This window comes from Geobacter argillaceus (genome assembly GCF_007830735.1).
GTDB lineage: Bacteria > Desulfobacterota > Desulfuromonadia > Geobacterales > DSM-12255 > Geomobilibacter > Geomobilibacter argillaceus.
In genome coordinates, this window is the sequence record NZ_VLLN01000007.1 from 149,529 (window position 1) to 167,081 (window position 17,553).

16 protein-coding genes, 2 tRNA genes and 2 pseudogenes are annotated in these 17,553 nt (G+C 53.8%); 13 read left to right on the forward strand and 7 right to left on the reverse strand.

Annotated elements, in window-relative coordinates; genetic code table 11:
* Positions 1-6 precede the first annotated feature (6 nt).
* From JN12_RS07850 to JN12_RS07885, 8 genes are all read left to right on the forward strand, one after another.
* Positions 7-2,379: a heavy metal translocating P-type ATPase gene (locus JN12_RS07850; protein ID WP_145020768.1), complete on the forward strand. Its 2,373-nt coding sequence runs from the start codon at positions 7-9 to the stop codon at positions 2,377-2,379.
* Positions 2,380-2,674: 295 nt separating this feature from the next.
* On the forward strand, positions 2,675-3,082 hold the full coding sequence (locus tag JN12_RS07855; protein WP_145020771.1) for a glycine zipper 2TM domain-containing protein: 408 nt from the start codon (positions 2,675-2,677) through the stop codon (positions 3,080-3,082).
* A gap of 47 nt (positions 3,083-3,129) precedes the next feature.
* Positions 3,130-4,434, forward strand: a complete 1,305-nt coding sequence (locus JN12_RS07860) for a two-component system sensor histidine kinase NtrB (RefSeq protein WP_246125790.1) — start codon at positions 3,130-3,132, stop codon at positions 4,432-4,434.
* Positions 4,431-5,783, forward strand: a complete 1,353-nt coding sequence (locus tag JN12_RS07865; protein ID WP_145020774.1) for a sigma-54-dependent transcriptional regulator — start codon at positions 4,431-4,433, stop codon at positions 5,781-5,783. Before JN12_RS07860 ends, JN12_RS07865 begins: the two co-directional genes overlap by 4 nt.
* Before the next feature lie 172 nt (positions 5,784-5,955).
* On the forward strand, positions 5,956-6,240 hold the full coding sequence (locus JN12_RS07870; protein WP_145020776.1) for a hypothetical protein: 285 nt from the start codon (positions 5,956-5,958) through the stop codon (positions 6,238-6,240).
* A 17-nt stretch (positions 6,241-6,257) separates the two neighbouring features.
* Complete coding sequence (locus JN12_RS07875) at positions 6,258-6,791, forward strand: DNA-binding protein (RefSeq protein ID WP_145020779.1); 534 nt, start codon at positions 6,258-6,260, stop codon at positions 6,789-6,791.
* 52 nt (positions 6,792-6,843) lie between these two features.
* Positions 6,844-7,716, forward strand: coding sequence for a transporter (locus JN12_RS07880; protein ID WP_145020781.1), 873 nt, complete (start codon positions 6,844-6,846; stop codon positions 7,714-7,716).
* Between the two features lie 36 nt (positions 7,717-7,752).
* Positions 7,753-8,673 (forward strand): hypothetical protein, encoded by a 921-nt coding sequence (locus tag JN12_RS07885; RefSeq protein WP_145020784.1) that lies wholly within the window; start codon positions 7,753-7,755, stop codon positions 8,671-8,673.
* A 298-nt stretch (positions 8,674-8,971) separates the two neighbouring features.
* Here the strand turns inward: JN12_RS07885 and JN12_RS07890 are convergent, their stop codons facing one another.
* Entirely contained in the window at positions 8,972-10,330 is a 1,359-nt protein-coding gene (locus JN12_RS07890) for a tyrosine-type recombinase/integrase (protein WP_145020787.1), read from the reverse strand.
* A 164-nt stretch (positions 10,331-10,494) separates the two neighbouring features.
* Here JN12_RS07890 and JN12_RS20450 point away from each other — a divergent pair.
* Positions 10,495-10,594: transfer RNA gene (locus JN12_RS20450), tRNA-Gly, on the forward strand.
* A 432-nt stretch (positions 10,595-11,026) separates the two neighbouring features.
* Here JN12_RS20450 and JN12_RS07895 read toward each other — a convergent pair.
* The 3 genes from JN12_RS07895 to JN12_RS07905 all read right to left on the reverse strand — a co-directional run bounded on the left by JN12_RS07895 (position 11,027) and on the right by JN12_RS07905 (position 12,771).
* Positions 11,027-11,530 (reverse strand): JAB domain-containing protein, encoded by a 504-nt coding sequence (locus JN12_RS07895; protein ID WP_145020790.1) that lies wholly within the window; start codon positions 11,528-11,530, stop codon positions 11,027-11,029.
* A gap of 14 nt (positions 11,531-11,544) precedes the next feature.
* Entirely contained in the window at positions 11,545-11,832 is a 288-nt protein-coding gene (locus JN12_RS07900; protein ID WP_246125791.1) for a hypothetical protein, read from the reverse strand.
* Between the two features lie 144 nt (positions 11,833-11,976).
* Positions 11,977-12,771: a DUF4942 domain-containing protein gene (locus JN12_RS07905; protein WP_145020796.1), complete on the reverse strand. Its 795-nt coding sequence runs from the start codon at positions 12,769-12,771 to the stop codon at positions 11,977-11,979.
* A 299-nt stretch (positions 12,772-13,070) separates the two neighbouring features.
* Here JN12_RS07905 and JN12_RS07910 point away from each other — a divergent pair, with 299 nt between their 5' ends.
* Together JN12_RS07910 and JN12_RS07915 are read left to right on the forward strand one after the other, a co-directional pair.
* Positions 13,071-13,286 carry a hypothetical protein gene (locus JN12_RS07910; RefSeq protein ID WP_145020799.1) on the forward strand — a complete coding sequence of 72 codons (216 nt, stop codon included), beginning with the start codon at positions 13,071-13,073 and terminating at the stop codon, positions 13,284-13,286.
* Positions 13,287-13,376: 90 nt separating this feature from the next.
* Complete coding sequence (locus tag JN12_RS07915; RefSeq protein WP_145020802.1) at positions 13,377-14,678, forward strand: Arm DNA-binding domain-containing protein; 1,302 nt, start codon at positions 13,377-13,379, stop codon at positions 14,676-14,678.
* Positions 14,679-14,751: 73 nt separating this feature from the next.
* Here JN12_RS07915 and JN12_RS07920 read toward each other — a convergent pair.
* The 3 genes and pseudogenes from JN12_RS07920 to JN12_RS20760 form a co-directional block, all read right to left on the reverse strand.
* A tRNA-Gly gene (locus tag JN12_RS07920) sits at positions 14,752-14,826 on the reverse strand.
* 147 nt (positions 14,827-14,973) lie between these two features.
* Positions 14,974-15,117, reverse strand: coding sequence for a transposase (locus JN12_RS20755; protein WP_407925379.1), 144 nt, complete (start codon positions 15,115-15,117; stop codon positions 14,974-14,976).
* A 157-nt stretch (positions 15,118-15,274) separates the two neighbouring features.
* Positions 15,275-15,709 (reverse strand): annotated as a pseudogene (locus JN12_RS20760) (recombinase family protein); the annotation flags it as partial.
* Between the two features lie 4 nt (positions 15,710-15,713).
* Between JN12_RS20760 and JN12_RS07935 the strand changes: the two are divergent.
* Positions 15,714-16,199 (forward strand): helix-turn-helix domain-containing protein, encoded by a 486-nt coding sequence (locus JN12_RS07935; protein WP_145020811.1) that lies wholly within the window; start codon positions 15,714-15,716, stop codon positions 16,197-16,199.
* Between the two features lie 277 nt (positions 16,200-16,476).
* Positions 16,477-17,163, forward strand: a pseudogene (locus JN12_RS07940) (IS256 family transposase); the annotation flags it as partial.
* Between the last annotated feature and the right edge of the window lie 390 nt (positions 17,164-17,553).

Genomic DNA, 17,553 nt, shown 5'->3' on the forward strand with positions numbered 1-17,553 from the left:
GGTCCCATGGCAAACGTCGATAAAAACGGAGGCAGAGAGCAGAGTCCCAACGATAGCGGCGGGCGGGTGGCAAAAGATCCCATCTGCGGGATGGAGGTTGACCGGAACACCGCAAGTTACCGGCAGGAGCATGACGGAGAGCTTTACTTCTTCTGCAGCGAGCACTGCCTGGAAAAATTTCGCACTGATCCTGACCGGTACTTGGGACATATCACGCCTGCCATTGTTTCCCGTGAGGAACAAAAGACATCAGGAGAAACGGGCAAGAAATACACCTGCCCCATGCACCCTGAAGTCGTTCAAGAGGAGCCGGGTTCCTGCCCGATCTGCGGGATGGCCCTGGAACCTCGAACAGTGACCGGGGAGGAAGAGATCAGCCCGGAGTCGGTGGAGATGTCGCGACGATTCTGGATCAGCCTCGCCCTGACGGTCCCTGTTTTCTTTCTGGCCATGTCGGGAATGATCCCCGGCCGTCCGATACAGGGCCTTTTCCCCAAAGGACTCATCACCTGGGTCCAGTTGGCGCTTGCCACCCCTGTGGTGCTCTGGGGTGGCTGGCCCTTCTTTCAGCGGGGTTGGCGATCTGTTGCAAACCGCAATCTGAACATGTTCACTCTCATCGCCATCGGCACCGGCACGGCCTATCTCTACAGTCTGTTCGTTGCTCTTTTCCCGGGCGTAATCCCGGCATCATTCCGCGGCCATACCGGCGAGGTCGATGTCTACTTCGAAGCTGCTGCCGTGATCGTCACCCTGGTGCTTCTTGGGCAGGTATTGGAGCTCCGTGCCCGCAGCCGGACGAGCAGCGCCCTGAAATCTCTTCTGAAGCTTGCTCCCAAGACGGCGCGTTTGCTCCGCGAGGACGGTGCTGAAGAAGACATACCGCTGTGGGAAGTCAAGCCGGGCGACCGGCTCCGGGTCCGTCCGGGGGAGAAGACGCCGGTGGATGGTATCGTCCTGGAAGGGGCGAGCTACGTGGACGAGTCTATGATTACCGGTGAACCTGTCCCGGTCGAAAAAAAACAAGGGAGCCGCGTTACAGGGGGGACCGTTAACGGCACGGGGAGTTTCGTGATGCGGGCTGAGCGCGTCGGAAGTGACACGCTTCTCGCCCGGATCGTGCAGATGGTGAGCGAAGCCCAGCGTAGCCGCGCCCCGATCCAGCGCCTGGCAGACGTGGTTGCTTCATACTTTGTTCCGGCAGTTGTGCTGGTAGCGCTGCTCACTTTTATCGTCTGGTTCGTTGTGGGACCGGAGCCTCGCATGGCGCACGCCCTGGTCAACGCCGTGGCCGTGCTCATCATCGCCTGCCCCTGCGCGCTGGGGCTGGCCACGCCGATGTCGATCATGGTTGGGACAGGCCGGGGCGCTACTGCCGGCGTGCTGATCAAGAACGCCGAGGCGCTGGAGGTCCTGGAGAAAGTGGACACCCTAGTGGTGGACAAGACCGGCACCCTTACCGAGGGAAAACCCCGCGTTGTCTCGGTAGTGGCCATGTCTGAGCAAAGTGAGACTGAGATACTCAGCCTCGCCGCGACCCTGGAGCGGGGAAGCGAGCATCCTTTGGCTATGTCAGTGGTGAACGCCGCGCGGGAGAGGGGTGTGGATATTTCTGAGGCCGGGGAGTTCCGCTCCGTTACGGGGAGGGGCGTTATCGGTACGGTGAATGGCCGGACTGTAGCTGTAGGCAACCGCACCCACCTCGAAGAACTCTCGATAGATCCAGGCACTCTGACCGAGCAGGCCGAGAGGCTTCGTCAGGATGGTCAGACCGTGATGTTTGTCGCCGTTGACAACAGACCGGCCGGGCTTTTGGGAGTTACCGACCCTATCAAGGAGTCCACCTTCGAGGCAGTTGAGCTGCTCCATCAGGAGGGGATGCGCATCGTCATGGTTACCGGCGACAGTCGCACATCCGCCGATGCTGTGGCTCGTAAACTCGGCATCGACGAGGTGATAGCCGAAGTGCTCCCCGAGCAGAAAGGTGAGATAGTGAAGCGGCTTCAGGGCGAGGGGCGCATGGTGGCGATGGCGGGCGACGGGATTAACGACGCCCCTGCCTTGGCGCTCGCTCACGTGGGTATAGCGATGGGAACCGGAACGGACGTCGCCATGGAGAGCGCCGGGGTAACTCTGGTGAAGGGGGATTTGCGAGGGATCGCACGCGCCCGCAGGCTCAGCCGGGCTGTCATGCACAACATCCGGCAAAACCTCTTCTTCGCCTTCATCTACAATACGCTTGGCATCCCTTTGGCGGCAGGTGTGGTTTACCCTTTAATCGGGGTACTGTTGAGCCCGATGATTGCCGCCGCTGCCATGACCTTCAGCTCTGTCTCCGTGATCGGGAATGCGCTGCGGCTGCGGAAGGTGAACCTATGATCCAAAATCCGACTGTTTACGCGAAGGAGGATCAACCATGATGAACGGCGGAATGATGAGCTGGATGATGAGCGGAATGTTCATATGGGTCGAGGTGTCTTGCCCCGCCAGTGACATAAGTAAGAGTGGTGCAAAAACTTGCACGAAGCGGGCAAGGTTTTGCACCGACCAGGTGACCCAATTCTCATCACTCTATTCGTAACTACGCGTAATAATGCGTTTTACTGTAACATTCAAATATTGGCATATTTCGTGGAGTTCTTTCCTCTAGAAAATATTTGTTCCGGAGGATAAGATGTTAAAAAGCATTGGCAAATCGATCGCATTCATTGCAGTTTTTGGCCTGTTTACTACCGCCTGTGCTCCTTACCAATACCAAGGCGGCATTGCCGGGGGAACTATGGGGGGCATTGCCGGTGCGATACTCGACCATGGGAATCCATGGCGGGGCGGAGTAATCGGCGCAACTTTGGGTGCAATTGCAGGGACAACGATTGCCGATATCTCAGTCCAGGGGGCCAGAGAAGCTGCGTATGTCGGCAGGCCGGTGGAGTACCATACCGAAGACAGTCGAGTTTATTACTACGCGGAGCCTGTCGGATACGATTCGTATAACCACTGTCGAAAGATTCGGGAAAGACTCTATGAAGATGGTCAGTTGGTGCGGGAACGTGTTAAGATTGTCAGCATAGAATCATACTGATGGAAGTGCGGTAGAACCACCGATATGCATTATATAGATGGGACGGTGTGGCTGAAGAGGGATTGAACTATCGGTCGCATTTCAATCCTATCATGGGGATTATGCTCAAGAAATTTTTCCTTTTAACCGGGATTGCAATATCCCTGTTTCTCATATGGTTTGCCTTGAGTAATTATCGGGCTTCCCGCTCTATTGCCGAAGAAAATCTCCGTGGTCTCGCACATTCCCTCACCGCCGCCATCGAAAGCATGGCAGTACGCGATCCATCCCTTCACTCTCTTGCCGAATTCCATCCTACGGATATTGCCTTTTTTGCGCTGATCGATAGAAAGGGTGCCTACCGCTTCCACACCAACACCGATCTTATCGGAACTTCCAGCGAAGATAAAAAGTTCTTGGAGGTGCTTCAAAGTAAGTCCAGTCTAGAGTCGCGGGTAACTCTCGGTACAGGAGAAAAGGCATACGAATTCTACACCCCTTTTTACCTCCCCGGAGAAACGCTCGCCCTGCGCCTCACCCTCCATACCTACCGGGCCGATGCAGTGGTTAGGCGCGCCGAATTCAACGTGGCGGCCATCTTCGCGCTACTCGGCGTTGGATGGATTCTTCTGGCGATTCTTTACAGATTTTCCTTACGGGAAGAACGCCACCACATTGAGATGGAACGACGGGAAAGGCTGGCACAGTTGGGCGAGATGGGCGCCATGCTTGCCCACGAAATCAGAAATCCCCTGGCAGGAATCAAGGGGTACGCGCAAGTCATCGAGAAGAGACCCCGTGAAGACCGAAATGCCGGTTTTGCCCAAGGCATTGTGAGAGAAGCCCTCCGCCTGGAGAGCTTGGTGAGTGATCTTCTGGCCTACGCCGGAAGCGATTCTTCGCCCAAAACCGCAATCGGTCTCCAGGATTTGATCGCCTGGGCTGTCGCCCTCATACGACCCGAAGCAGAGGAGCAGCATGTGACGGTCACGAGCGAATGCAGCGAGGCTTTGCAAGTCCTCGGCAACCGGGACAAGCTGGGACAGGTGTTGCTCAATCTCCTGAAAAACGCCCTTCAGGCAATGCCCGATGGAGGACGCCTCTGCTTGAAGGCAAACGTATCCGGAAAAAACGTAACGGTTACGGTGAGTGATTCCGGTCAAGGCATCAGCTCTGAAGGTATGAACAGGATATTCGAGCCGTTCTTCACGACGAAGGCGCGGGGCACCGGCCTGGGGCTTCCCCTCTGCAAAAAGATCGTCGAGGAACATGAAGGCAGGATACGGGTGGAAAGCACGCCGGGAAAAGGAACGACCGTTTTCATCACGCTCCCCGTGCTGAAAGAACAAACCAAAGGAGGCAGTCACCCATGAAGGGACGCATTCTCCTTGTCGAGGACGACCAGACGTTCAGAAGCTTTTTGTGCACGATCCTGGAAGATGACGGGCATGAGGTGAAAACCGCTGAGGATGGAGTGAAAGGTCTTCATCTTCTCCGCCAGGAAGATTTCGATTTGGTCATATCGGACCTGAAAATGCCCAGTAAAAGCGGCCTTGAGCTCTTCCGGGAAACCAGAAACGATCCGAGCCGTCCTCAGTTTATATTCCTGACGGCCTTCGGTAAAGTGGATGAGGCGGTCGCCGCCATGAAAGAAGGGGCGGTGGATTTCCTCACCAAGCCGCTTGCCGATCCCGACACGCTTCTCGTTCTGGTGAACAGGGCAATCGAAAGCCAGAGCAGGACAAGGGAGTATCTGTCTCTGAAGGAGTCCGAATCGGCCGGACTACCTCCTGAAGAACTCATTTTTGCCGGCCAGGCGATGAAAGAAGTGCGACAACTGATCCATGAGGTGGCAAAGACCACAGCCAACGTGCTCATTTACGGCGAGAGCGGGACCGGCAAGGAACTGGTGGCTAGAACGATCCACCTGCTGAGCCCCAGGAGTACGGCAGGCTTTATACCCCTGAACTGTGCGGCGATACCGGAGAATCTGCTGGAAAGTGAGCTGTTCGGCCATGAAAAGGGGGCATTCACCGGAGCGTTACAGGCGCGACAAGGGAAATTTGAACTGGCCAAAGGTGGGACGATTTTCCTGGATGAAATCGGGGAAATGGCGCTGCCGCTGCAGGCGAAACTGTTGCGAGTCCTACAGGAACGTGTATTCGAGAGAGTCGGGGGAAGCAAAGAGATCAAGGCCGATGTCCGGGTTCTCGCCGCTTCCAATCGGAATCTACAGTCTGAAGTGGCTGAGCGCCGGTTCCGTGATGATCTTTATTACCGCCTGAATGTCTTCCCGTTGCATCTTCCTCCGTTGCGGGAGCGGGTGGATGCTATTCCCTTGTTGGCAGAATATTTCCTAGAACGATTCAGCCGGCAGATCGGCAAAAAACTCAAGGGGATCGATGCCGATGCCATGGCTGCCCTCAAGTGTTATGGCTGGCCCGGCAATGTACGGGAGTTACAGAATGTCATGGAACGGGCAGTAATTCTGGCTCAGGGGAATGTCCGATGTGTCAACCTGCCGGACGGAATCTTGTGTGAACCCGGCCCGGAACCACGCGATAGCAGAGATGTGCTGAAATCCGTGGAACGGGAAATGATTGTAAAGGCCCTCAACAAACACAACGGTAATAGGCGACTGGCAGCTGAAGAGCTGAACATTTCCCGCCGGACTTTACAGTATAAATTGAAAGAGTATAACCTTCTGGACAATATCGCATGAGGTGCAATACCGTTCTCATGAAGTGCAACTGTTTGCACCAAATCGCATGCCGATATTCATTGATATGATGACTAAATGTAATGATTACGGCTGTATGCGTAATATATGCGTTTTGGCATGTACTGTGAAATACCTCCATACAGCAATATCAACCACACGGAGGTAAATTGAAATGAAGAAAATCACCATCGTAACCGTAGCTGTCGCACTTGCCGTAGCCAGCCAGGCGTTAGCCGCGGGTGGAAGCAGAATGGGATCAACGTCGATGACCGCGACGATGCCCCGCACGACCATGCCGTCGAGCACCATGCCGACTGCAGGAACCGGCATGACCAATACCTCGATGACCGGCACCGGCACCATGACAACGACAATGACCGGCACCGGTACGACGACTATGCCGGCGGGTTCCGGCATGACGACCATGACGCCGAAAACTACAATGACCACCAAGTAAAACAGGAGCTGTTCGCGATGGTCCCAGACCGCTTTTTCTCAGTCATGATGGTGGTGATTCTACTGCATCACCTAATGGTCACTACCGTCTTTGCCGGGTTTGGTTTCGGCAGCGATGAGCTGGGGAAAAGCGGTCTGGACTTCGCCAATGGGTATGATGTCAACACGGTCACGACTGTTTCAGGCCGGATGGGTTCAAATCCCCAACCGGGAGAAAAGGAACAGGTTTTCGCTGAAATCAAGGTCGGTAACGAAACGATAAACCTCAGTCTTGGCCCTAAAAATGTCTGGGAGCGGAAGGGGGTTCCGCTGCGTACTGGCGACGACATAACTGTCAAGGGCTCCAAGGCCCAGGGCAAGGATGGGAAGACCTACCTCTTGGTTGAGAAACTAACGAATCGGACAACCGGAGCCCAGGTAGTGTTAAGGAATGAACGCGGGGGACCAGCCTGGATAGGGCGGAACGCCAGTGGGGCGATGTCCGATTCCCCGAGCGGCGGAATGATGCAGGGTGGTGGCATGAGTCGTGGCGGCGGTATGATGAGGCGTTGAACACCCGTTAAGGTGCAGGAATGAAGTACTAGATTTCAATGGAGAACAGACAGTGGCGCATAATTTACGAATTGACAGGTTGTTTCTCCTCTTAGCGGTCTTTACCGTTCTTGCCTTTCCGGCATGGTGTGACGCTGAGGGACCCAAATATTCCGTCAGCCAGGGCTTTGAATTCGCGTCCGGCGAGTATGGAACCGGCATCAGAACCGACTCCATATTCATGCCGCTCACGTTGGCCGTCAATCCGACCCAACGACTCGATTTCTCGCTTGAGATTCCCCTTGTTTACCAAAGCACCAGTGCAGTGGTCGCGGGTGAATTCATGGGGATGCAGCGGGCAAGCACAGGCTCGACGATGCAAGCGGCTTCGGTTGCCATGGTCGGCTCCGGCATGGGATCAAGTCCGATGACGAACGCAACAGCCGCGAACGTGGGAGACTCTCAGTTCGGACTCGGTGATATGAAATTGCGGACTGGTTATGTTCTATACACCGAAGAGGAGTATATTCCGAGCATCCGCCCCAATTTCTACGTCAAATTTCCCACTGCGGATAAGGGTAAATTCCTCGGGACCGGGGCCTTCGATACGGGATTTGCCGTGGAACTTACCAAGTGGATCGGAAACTGGGTTGCCGACGGCGAGGCCGGGTATGCCATTCAAGGGAAATCGTCGGTACTGGCCGTCAAAAATTATCTTTATTACTATGCCGGTGGCGGCTATCAACTCACGGAAAAGTTGCGGCCGATGTTGTTCCTCAAAGGGAGCACCGCTCCGGTCGAAGGCACGTCGTCACTCTTGGAGGCACGGCTGCGGGTCAAGTATCAGCTTACCAAACATACCGGCATCGATGGCTATCTGGCCAAGGGGATAACCACTGCAAGCCCCGATTACGGCATGGGCATCGCTGTTTCTTACGAATTCTAACCATCGCTTGCGAAAGCGATTAAGGGAGAAACGATCATGTTAAGAAAATCTCTAGCGGCAGCAGTGATAATCACTGCCGGCATTATGGCCGGGTGTGGCAGCGGGGGCGGCACTACAGCTTCAACCTCAACGGTGTCGGGGGTCGCAGCAACCGGCGCTCCGATGAGCGGTACCGTTTACCTGAAGGATTCCGCCAATAACCCGGAGATGAGCACTCAGATCAACCCGCAGACTGGCGGGTTTATGTTCAATGTTAACGGCAAAACGCCTCCCTTCATGCTAAGAGCGGGTACACTCTATTCAATGGGCGGTACCGGCACGGCGAATATAAATCCGTTGTCGAACCTTATGGTGGCCAACATGGCAGGGTTCAGCAATATGTCCACCATGAACTCCTTCTATAAGAATCCCAACGGAACCACGATGCGGACCATGTTCGGCAACATGAGCACTGCTCGGATGGATATGAGGCAAAAGATGGGCCCACTGCTGAATACCTATGGTGTTGCCAATGCTGATCCGATTTCGGCCCCATACGTGATCGGCCAGGGGCTTGACCGGATGTTCGATGATGTGAAAATGTCGATAGACCAGAACGGCAACGTAACGATGATGAACTCGAGCGGGATGCCCATATTCACCGGGCCGATGGGGAACATGATGGGCGGCACGATGATGTCCGGCAATATCATGCAGCCAGGCGCTGGACAAAATACAAGCAGCATATCCATAACTCCTGTAAATGCCTCATTGCAGGTAAACGGCACCCAGCAATTCAGTGCCAATATACCGGTCACCTGGAGCGTAGGTCTCAACAGCGGCATCATTACTTCGGGAGGGCTCTATACGGCTCCGTCATACCAGGGGATGTTTCTTGTCAAGGCCACCAGCATTGCTGATCCGACCAAATCCGTGACTGCCACCGTTCTTGTTGGAGGAATGGGCATGATGATGTAGACGTTGAGGGCATCACACAGCCATATGGACTGATCTGCACCCAAGAATTCCTACTTCCATTGCTTAAGTATGGCACTCAACGCGGAGCAGTTTTGTGAGAGAAAAGGCGGTTACTTGCCAGGTAATCGCCTTTTCGTTTTTCAACGCCCATTTGGACGGATGATAACGCACAGGAGTCATGAAGGGGGCCAACTCTACCCCCTCAAAATATATGAGTACGCCGCAACCGGTATATGTGTGCTGTCACGCTTTTTTCAATAAACATGAGATACCGATACAATGTGGTTAGCGAGGAATTCTACTGACATTCAGCAACGTCCGGTTTATTTTTAAGTATTTCCAGAAGAAGGCCTTCCCATTTGAGGAGGGCTTCTTTTTTCTCGTTGTCGTAGCGGTACTTGTTATACACTCCCACAACTCCAGGCTTTATGTGGTTCACCACCTCCTCGCCTACCTCATCTGATACCCCGACCCGCGCCATATTTGTGCGGGCGGTGCGACGAAGATCATGGGGTGACCACGGCTTCATGCCGAAGTACGGTTCTTTTCTTGCCTTGATTTTCCGGTTGCCCACGATTTTCACCACTTCGTCGCTCAAGTAACCGCGATTAATCGCTTGGGATAGGGTGTTCCCAGAAACATGCCCTCGCTTTCCACTCTCCGAGGGGAAGATATACCCCTTGCCATCCCCGATCAACTCAAGGGCTGTGTCTGTCAGGTACACACGATGCTCCCTTTCATTTTTCCCAGCCACCTCAGACGGGATGGTCCACCATTTTCCCTTAATCTGATCGCGGTGCATTTGTGCCACTTCACCGGGACGCTGCGCGGTCACGAGGATGAGCTTCAAAGCTCGTTTTACTTCGTGAGAGCTCGATGATTTGCTGATCTCATTCCACGCCTTGACGACCTCGTCATCATCAAGGTGGCGTTCATCGGTTTTCGGCGCGATCTTAGGTACCGATTCCGTAATCTCGATGAATGGCTGAATCTCGGCCCATTCCTGGCGACAAGCATACTTGAACATCTGTCTGGCAAATTTCATAGTATTGCGTGCCGAGCCCGGCACGGTGGAAGCAATCTTTTGGATGAGGGTTACAGCATGTTTGTGCCTTACGGCCGCGATTTCCATTTGTCCTATGTTCGGAAGGATGTGGACTTTGATGCAACTCACCGCGGACCCTTGCCAACGCTCGGAATGGTTCTCTTTCGAGTAGTTGACGAACCAGACGCCGGCAAGCTGCTCAACGGTGGTAGGAACGAAATTCTCGGGCACCCCCTCCGTGACAAGAGTGTCAAAGGTATATTTTTGGAGGTGGGTCGTTGCAGCGACAGCAGCCTCCGCTTCCTGGACCGCTTCCCTTGCGGCCTTTGCCTTTTCCTCGGCAACAGTTTTCTTCTGGTCACGAGGGTCAATGCCTTGTTTTACTAGCTTGTAGGCATCGTTGTATGCTATTCTTGCATCGGCGAGCGAGCAATCGGGGTAATGGCCGAGCAGTACGTACCCTTTGCTCTTGTTCAGTTCGAACAGATACACGAACGCTTTTGCACCGGAGGGTAGGATCTGCAGGGCGAATCCCCGTCCTTCCCGAAGATAGTAACGAGCCTCCTTCGGCTTTGCTGCAGCAATGGCTTTTTCCGTGAATTGTTTGCCCATTTCGCTTCCTTTTCGTGTTTCCGTTTTGTTTCCGTTTGTCGTTTGGAATGACCCCGTTGTCTCCGTTTTGTTTCCGTTTGGTGGTTGGCAGGCAGAGATGGATCGAGAAACACACAGAAAGAAAAATAGAGTAAAAAGCACGAAAAGTCAAGTAGATGTAAGGTGCGGGTGAGACATCAAGAGTCAATTTGAAAAGCGCATAAACAGAGAAGTGTCAGCTTCCCAAGCTGAAGGTCGCGGGTTCGAATCCCGTTTCCCGCTCCAAAGAAATCAAGGACTTAGCAAGATTTGCTAGGTCCTTTTTCTTTTGTAGGTAACACATAGGTAACGTCTGACCGAAATAACCGCCCGTAAAAGCTGGTAGTGTTACCTTTTGTTACCTGCCTTTATTCGATGATTTTTTTCGGCTCGGATCTCGAAAGATGCATTTGCCGGTTCTTGGCAAATGAATCTTGAGAGACCGAACGAGGCGAAGCCTCGATCCAAATCGGCACTGATCTTGGCATACCGATTGCGAATTCTTTCCTAATCGCCAAACCGCCGTCACTACTCTCCACCAACATCATTATACATCCGCCACACCAAACCAGCGCCAAGGGGTTTCTAGGTAAAACCAGCGTCATTAACTCCTGCGGGCGTGGAGGTGGAGGATCATCTTCTTACCTGTCTTTCGCTACTGGCCTGCACAGAAGGTAACTACATGAGCCCCCTTTCCACGAAAGATGTGAACTCGTCTTCCCCGATAACGATATGGTCGAGCAACTTGATCCCAAGAATGTCGCTGGCCTCCTTCAGTCGCTTGCTGATCTCCAGGTCTTCTCTGGACGGACTGGTATCGCCGCTGGGATGGTTGTGGACTAGGATGATTGCCGCGGCACTGGCCAGTAATGCGCTTTTGAAGATCTCTCTAGGGTGAACGATACTCTGGTTGAGGCTGCCGATACTGCACACGTCAACAGCCGATAATCGGTTCTTGCCGTCGAGCAAGAGAACCAGCATCCATTCCTTACTCTCCCTCCCCAGAAACCTGAACATTTCCCATACCTGTCTTGGAGCGGTGAGTCTGGTTTTAGGATTAATGTAGTCTGGTACGTTCTCCTTGATGGTAAGCGTCTCAAACACAGGCCGTATGGTCCGGAATCTGAGACTGCGCGGTTTTGATGGTGATTCTTCTTTGCCGAATATGGTTTCTATGGTCATGGCGATGGCTCCTTTTAAATGAGATAGCGGATAAGTCTGCGGACGATGCTTTCGGGGGGAAGCTGCTCCCACTTGGCTCCCAGGGTTTCTTTGATCTCCCCCGGCGAATAAAGAAAGATCGTGTTGATGGCATCCGGTTCAGGAGCCATGTAGGTGTTGAGCCCCACGTAGCCGACAGCGGTGTTGATCGTGAGCACATACAGGCATATCCCCTGGATGAAGACGTGGATCTTGTCCCTGGTTCCGCCGTGCAGATGAAAGTTGCTGCCGTTGTACTCCAGGATCAGGGCCTCTATCTGCATTCCTGCCCCCTGAGCTAGCAGTGATGTCATAAGCCTGATGGTTGGTGTAATTGCAGTCATAATCGCCTCCAGAACGACAAAAGGGGCAAAGCCTAAGCTTGCCCCCTCTTGTCTGGTGAAAGTGTGCTGTGTCGTGAATATTGATTACTTCCGCAAACGGTTGCCTCCTGCAATGGCGTTCAGTTTTGCCACCAGCACTGGTTTCAGGAATTCCAGATGCAGGTTGCCATTCAGGCAGCTCCTGAACTTGAAGTACTCCGTTGCCCCGGTTCCGTCCGGACTGTCGGTAATGGCATCGTACAGAGGACCATGATAGCTTTTGACCGGCCCCTTGCCGTCGATCATGTGGAATACGTTATCCAGGGCAGTCAGGTATTTCTCCCGATGGTAGTTGACGCGGAACTTGCCTCTATTCCATCCCTTTTCCACCATCCAGGTCAGGATTACCCTCTTGCCCAGTTCGTATTCCGTGTTGGTCTTGAAACTGCTACGCGGTGGCCTGAGAAAGTCGAATACTTCTTTGACTGCCTCCTCCAGGTAGGAGTTGACGTTCGCCGCTGAAGTCTCGAACAGCGCCATCACGTTTTCATCGGTCAATTCCGGCAGCTCTCCCTTTTCAATCTGGGAATCAAGCTCAGCCCGTCTCTGTATCGACAGCAGACGTCTCAACTCCATCCGTTCAACAATCACAGCCCAGGCATCTTTCTTGATCCTGGCATTGATCTCGTCGCTGGCCTTTTTCCCGACATCGGTATTGTTGCGTTCGTTCACGCTGAAGCGATAACCGGGAGCATCGAGGAATACCGAACGAAGGGTAGTTTGGGCAGCCTCAAGGATTGCGTAGGCTTCTTGGATTTTGCATGTAGCGTGCTGGTACGCGCCAATCATGGTGGCAAGTGTTTCTCGTTTGGCAAGATCGGTTGTTAATGGTGTGGACATTTGTGTTCTCCTTCCCTCTTTGATGTCAGTCCGTGGCCACGGCTCTGCGAATAAAAAAAAGGCCGAAATCGCGGCTAGCGATATCGACCTTTTTCATGACTTTGGGAACGAGGGGGTGGGGTTGCAAATAGTTCGTTAGGAGTCCCGTTTCCTTTCTTTCACCTCTCCTTGGGCATTTTGTGTTCAGGTATTTTCGAGCTCGCCCCAGCCTTTTTTCTGAACGGGTCCCATCTCTTGATTTTATGGGACATTTCGAACTTATTCCGCCAGATGAATTTATCAACAGACTGGGGATCGGCATGAGTACGCTACACCTGTGGAAGTCCAAGGGGTGGTTGGTGCCCAAACGACACTTCATCAAGATCGGCGCGAAGGTCTGGTACTTCTGGTCAAAAGACCGGTTGATCGAGATACACGAGATCTGCAACAGCGAGAATGAGACGAGGGGGTCGAAGCCGAGTCAACCGGATTGCGTCCCAACAAGCCAAAGTGAACGGATTAACTGGGAGTACTGATTGGTTGTTGCCATTTAACTTTCTCTTTTGCTACGCTGGTTGACGGACTCAAGGCCAGACAGAGAGGAGGTGACGGAAAGGAGCAGCACCTTGGGAAAGAAGAAGGCCGAAAAGGCCGAAACGATTCTCGAGTGGGGAGAAGGGAACATTGTCAGGAAAGGCGGGTCGAAGCGTCTCTATTTCGATTTTATGTACCTGGGCGAGCGCGTGGAGATATCCACTGGACTGACCGATACCCCGGAAAACAGGAAGAAGGCGCTGGCGTGGCTGTTCTGTCAGCGCGAGAAGATGAGGACAGGTGAGTTCCGCTTCGCTGAAGCCTTCCCCCAGGCCTCTTCGCAGAAGAAGTCGCTGTTTGCGGCAAAGGAGGGGGTTGAGATCACTGCCAAACCCCAGCATGTCAGGTTTGGCGACTTCGTGACCGGCTGGTACGAAGAGGTCTGGGCTCACTACGACTCGGAGACGAAGAAGACGGACCACAAGTCGGCAGTCGACTACTGGATCGTCCCCTTTTTCAGAGCCAGGACGTTCTTTGACATCAACACCAACCTGATCGGCGAGTTCATCCGCTCCCTCAAGCAAAAACGGGAGAGGAAGAACAGAGGGAAACGGCTCTCACGGAAACGGATTGCCAACATCCTTCTGCCGCTGCGGGCACTCTGGAACGATGCGTGCGACAAGTACCGCTGGGAACTGCCGGACCCGTTTCGCAAGGTGCCAGACCAGATGCCGAAGGACGAGGCGGTTGACGAATGTTGGGACGATGACGGCAACGTCCCCGAGAGGGTCATCGGGGCTCGGGACCCGCTTCGTTTCGATGAGTTCATGGCCTACATCGAGAACATCGATCCTTGGTATCTGCCGGTGGCCGAACTCTGGATGCTGACCGGTCTGATCCCGTCCGAGATGGCGGGGATAACCCCCTTCCACGTCAGGGACGGCTACCTGTACATCCGGCGTTCGATCAGCCGGGGCCACGAGAGGAAACAGGGTAAGACGAAGTACCGCCGGCGGGAGATCAGGATCACGGCAGCGATCCAAAGGGTCCTGGATGTGTTTCTTGCCCGCTTCCAGGACGGCAGGCGCCTCATCACCCTGAAAGGCGGCAAGCCCATCACGCCATCGGAGTTTTACGATGCCTGGGTGAAGGCTGGAAAACAGGCGGGACTCCCCCACCGCGTGCCATATGTGCTCAGGCATTCCTTCGCTGCCTGGGCACTGACGATCGGCATCACCCCCCACCGTCTGGTGGGTCTCATGGGTCACGGGTCGAAACAGATGGTGTACGAGGTGTACGGGGACTACGTTGAGGGTCTGGAGGAGGACCGGGAAAAGATCCTCGGCTATTTCGGCGAGGACTTCGTGGGAACCGAGTTCAAGAAGGTGGCCTAGGTACAAATTGCGAAAGAAATTGCGAAAGTCAGGCCAATAAAAAAGGAATCCCGAAGGATTCCTTATAGTTATTTGGAGCGGGAAACGGGATTCGAACCCGCGACTTCAACCTTGGCAAGGTTGCACTCTACCACTGAGTTATTCCCGCTCAATGAACTCTGGCTTTATAGCAAATAGCCAATGGCCTAGTCAACATTTTTTTCCAGCAGCATCAAAATCATCTCCGGTTCCCCTCAACAACTCAGTCACAGACCACCTGCATAGCAGGTGGCTTGAGGAAAGCCCCTAAAAGGGGCTAGTTGCCTAAGTTCAGTTCTTCCTGTTTCTCCAGTGATTCTTGGTTACGGACGTATGCTCGGATGGTCTCTTCATCCATCCCGACAGTGCTGACACAGTAGCCGCGTGACCAAAAATGCTTTCCGGTGAAACCTTTTTTCACGGCTTGTATCTGTCGGTGTATTTGAATGGCTGACTTGCCTTTCAGATAACCGCACAAGTGGAGCAAGGGTCCTGATCCTAGACGATGATGCGCTTCTTATTAGGCCCCTTGATGTTGAATAGCCCATGGGTGCGAAAGATGGCCAGATGCCTTGCTGGGCCTTCTCCAGCATCCCTTTCTTCGTCTCCTCACTCAGGTTGTCAACCACCCTCTCGGCCATTATCACATTCATCCCATGGACGAACTTTTCGTGACAGGAGGAGTTAGGACCGATCACCATGCCCTCTTTGATCAGATGCGTGGTTGCACCGACATCCCTGATGGCGACCATATCTGTGGCATTGCGATAGAAACGATCCGTTTTCTCCACCAAAGCAGTCAGGCACTTTTCGTTGCTGGGCGGCAGTTTCGATTGCTTGCGGAAAAACGCTACCATGGCTTCAAAATCTTTCCTGCCCGGAGTTTTGGCGGTTTGCACATCCATGAAATATGTGGACAAGATCCATATTCGGTTATGTCCCCAATTAGTTGACATGTGGCACCGACTTGCATTATGATTACCTTGTTCAAATTCATTTTTCGCCGGAGGCAATTAGATGAGCGAGCTTGAGCAATGTTTCTGTCCCAACGAACAATGCAAGGATTACGGCCTGCGCCGACAGGGCAACATTGCGATTCGTGGCAAGTATGGCAAGGACAAAAGCCGCGACCTGCTTTACTGCCGCACCTGTGGCAAGCGTTTCGCCTCAACCCAGGCCAGCGCCCTATTTGGCCTACATCTGCCGGCCGAGGCGATCCGACAGATCATCCACCACGCGGCTGAGGGAGTTGGCGTACGAGCCACCGCACGCCTGCTGGAACTGGACAAGGACACGGTCAACCGGGTGATCCTGCGGGCAGGCGAGCATTGCGCCCATGTGCTCTCCGGCCTACTGACTTCATTGAACCTGACCGAGGTGCAGCTCGACGAGCTGTGGTCCTTTGTAAAAAAAAGGAAAGTTCTGGCTGCGCCGAAGACCTTGAGCACCAGTACGGACGGACATGGATCTGGACGGCTGTCGATGCCCCCACGCGCCTGTTGATTACGTTCTGGGTTGGCGGACGCGGATTGGACGATGCCCGGCAGATGCTGAAGGATTTGACCGCTCGCTGTCAAGGCAAGCCCTTGTTTGTCTCTGATGAACTGCCCCATTACGGCACTGTACTGGGTGAGCTGTTTCACGAACTAGTTCCGCCAGTGCCGACGGGTAAGCCGGGACGACCTCGGAATCCAGAGAGAGTCATTGATTCGGATCTGGATTATCCATCATATCGATGAGTACCCTGACAACAATAGCCCTGATAACCTCTTGGCTTTACATGACCATTGACAACGAACTGATCGACCGCCTACTTGCCAACTACAACAAGAAGCCCGAAGACATCATCGGAGAAAACGGGCTGTTAAAGCAGCTCACCAAAGCAGTTTTACAGCGAGCGCTCCAAGCGGAAATGACCGAGCACCTGGGGCACGAGAAGCATGCTGTTGTCGCCAACAAGAGCGGTAATACACGTAATGGCAAGTCGGCAAAGACCATAAAAGGTAAATTCGGCACCATGCCGATTGAGATCCCGCGTGACCGCGACAGCAGCTTTGAACCGGTCATTATTCCCAAAGGGCAGACCCGGTTCGTCGGCTTCGACGACAAAATCATCTCCCTCTATGCACGGGGGATGACCACGCGGGAAATCCAGGGGCACTTAGAGGAAATCTATGGTGCTGAGGTCTCTCCCAGCCTGATTTCCACCGTCACCGATGCTGCGGTCAAAGCCTGGCAGAACCGCCCGCTGGATGCGCTCTATCCAATCGTCTACATGGACGCCATCCGGGTTAAAGTCAGAGGCAATGGCCATGTCGTGAACAAGGCCGTCTATCTGGCTATCGGCATCAACCTGGATGGTGTCAAGGAAGTGCTGGGCATGTGGGCCGCCGAAACTGAAGGGGCCAAGTTTTGGTTACAGGTTGTTACCGAACTGAAGAACCGTGGCGTCCAAGACATCTTTATTGGGCTGTTTCTGCCGCCACGGAGCAACGGAAGCCAGAAGTTTCACTTTCGCGTCATCAAGGAGCACCAGCAACTGGGGGATGACATAACTGACCGACAGTATCTGTACCCAACGATGGAGTACCTGTCGTGACTGCTGCCAGGTTTCCTTCCAACCCCAGCGATTCTTGAGCTGGTTGAACAGATCCTCAACCGACCATCTGCGCCCGTAGTTGAGAATAATCCGGGCGGCAGACAGTGATATGTCGGTAGAGAGGATCAAGCTTGGCTTGGTACGAGAGCCATCCTTGTTTACAAGCTGGCTCCAGACAATCCGCACTGCCCTGCCGTTTAGGAAGCGGGCCAGCACAACAGCAGAGCGGTAGTACACCATCTGGGTTTCGCTATAGAT

Coding starts and splice junctions, on each gene's coding strand:
- JN12_RS07910 (WP_145020799.1), top strand. CDS start 13,071: ATGAGTACGCTACACCTGTGGAAGTCCAAGGGGTGGTTGGTGCCCAAA.
- JN12_RS07905 (WP_145020796.1), bottom strand. CDS start 12,771: ATGTCCACACCATTAACAACCGATCTTGCCAAACGAGAAACACTTGCC.
- JN12_RS07850 (WP_145020768.1), top strand. CDS start 7: ATGGCAAACGTCGATAAAAACGGAGGCAGAGAGCAGAGTCCCAACGAT.
- JN12_RS07855 (WP_145020771.1), top strand. CDS start 2,675: ATGTTAAAAAGCATTGGCAAATCGATCGCATTCATTGCAGTTTTTGGC.
- JN12_RS07890 (WP_145020787.1), bottom strand. CDS start 10,330: ATGGGCAAACAATTCACGGAAAAAGCCATTGCTGCAGCAAAGCCGAAG.
- JN12_RS07885 (WP_145020784.1), top strand. CDS start 7,753: ATGTTAAGAAAATCTCTAGCGGCAGCAGTGATAATCACTGCCGGCATT.
- JN12_RS07870 (WP_145020776.1), top strand. CDS start 5,956: ATGAAGAAAATCACCATCGTAACCGTAGCTGTCGCACTTGCCGTAGCC.
- JN12_RS07895 (WP_145020790.1), bottom strand. CDS start 11,530: ATGACCATAGAAACCATATTCGGCAAAGAAGAATCACCATCAAAACCG.
- JN12_RS07875 (WP_145020779.1), top strand. CDS start 6,258: ATGGTCCCAGACCGCTTTTTCTCAGTCATGATGGTGGTGATTCTACTG.
- JN12_RS07865 (WP_145020774.1), top strand. CDS start 4,431: ATGAAGGGACGCATTCTCCTTGTCGAGGACGACCAGACGTTCAGAAGC.
- JN12_RS07935 (WP_145020811.1), top strand. CDS start 15,714: ATGAGCGAGCTTGAGCAATGTTTCTGTCCCAACGAACAATGCAAGGAT.
- JN12_RS07900 (WP_246125791.1), bottom strand. CDS start 11,832: ATGCAGATAGAGGCCCTGATCCTGGAGTACAACGGCAGCAACTTTCAT.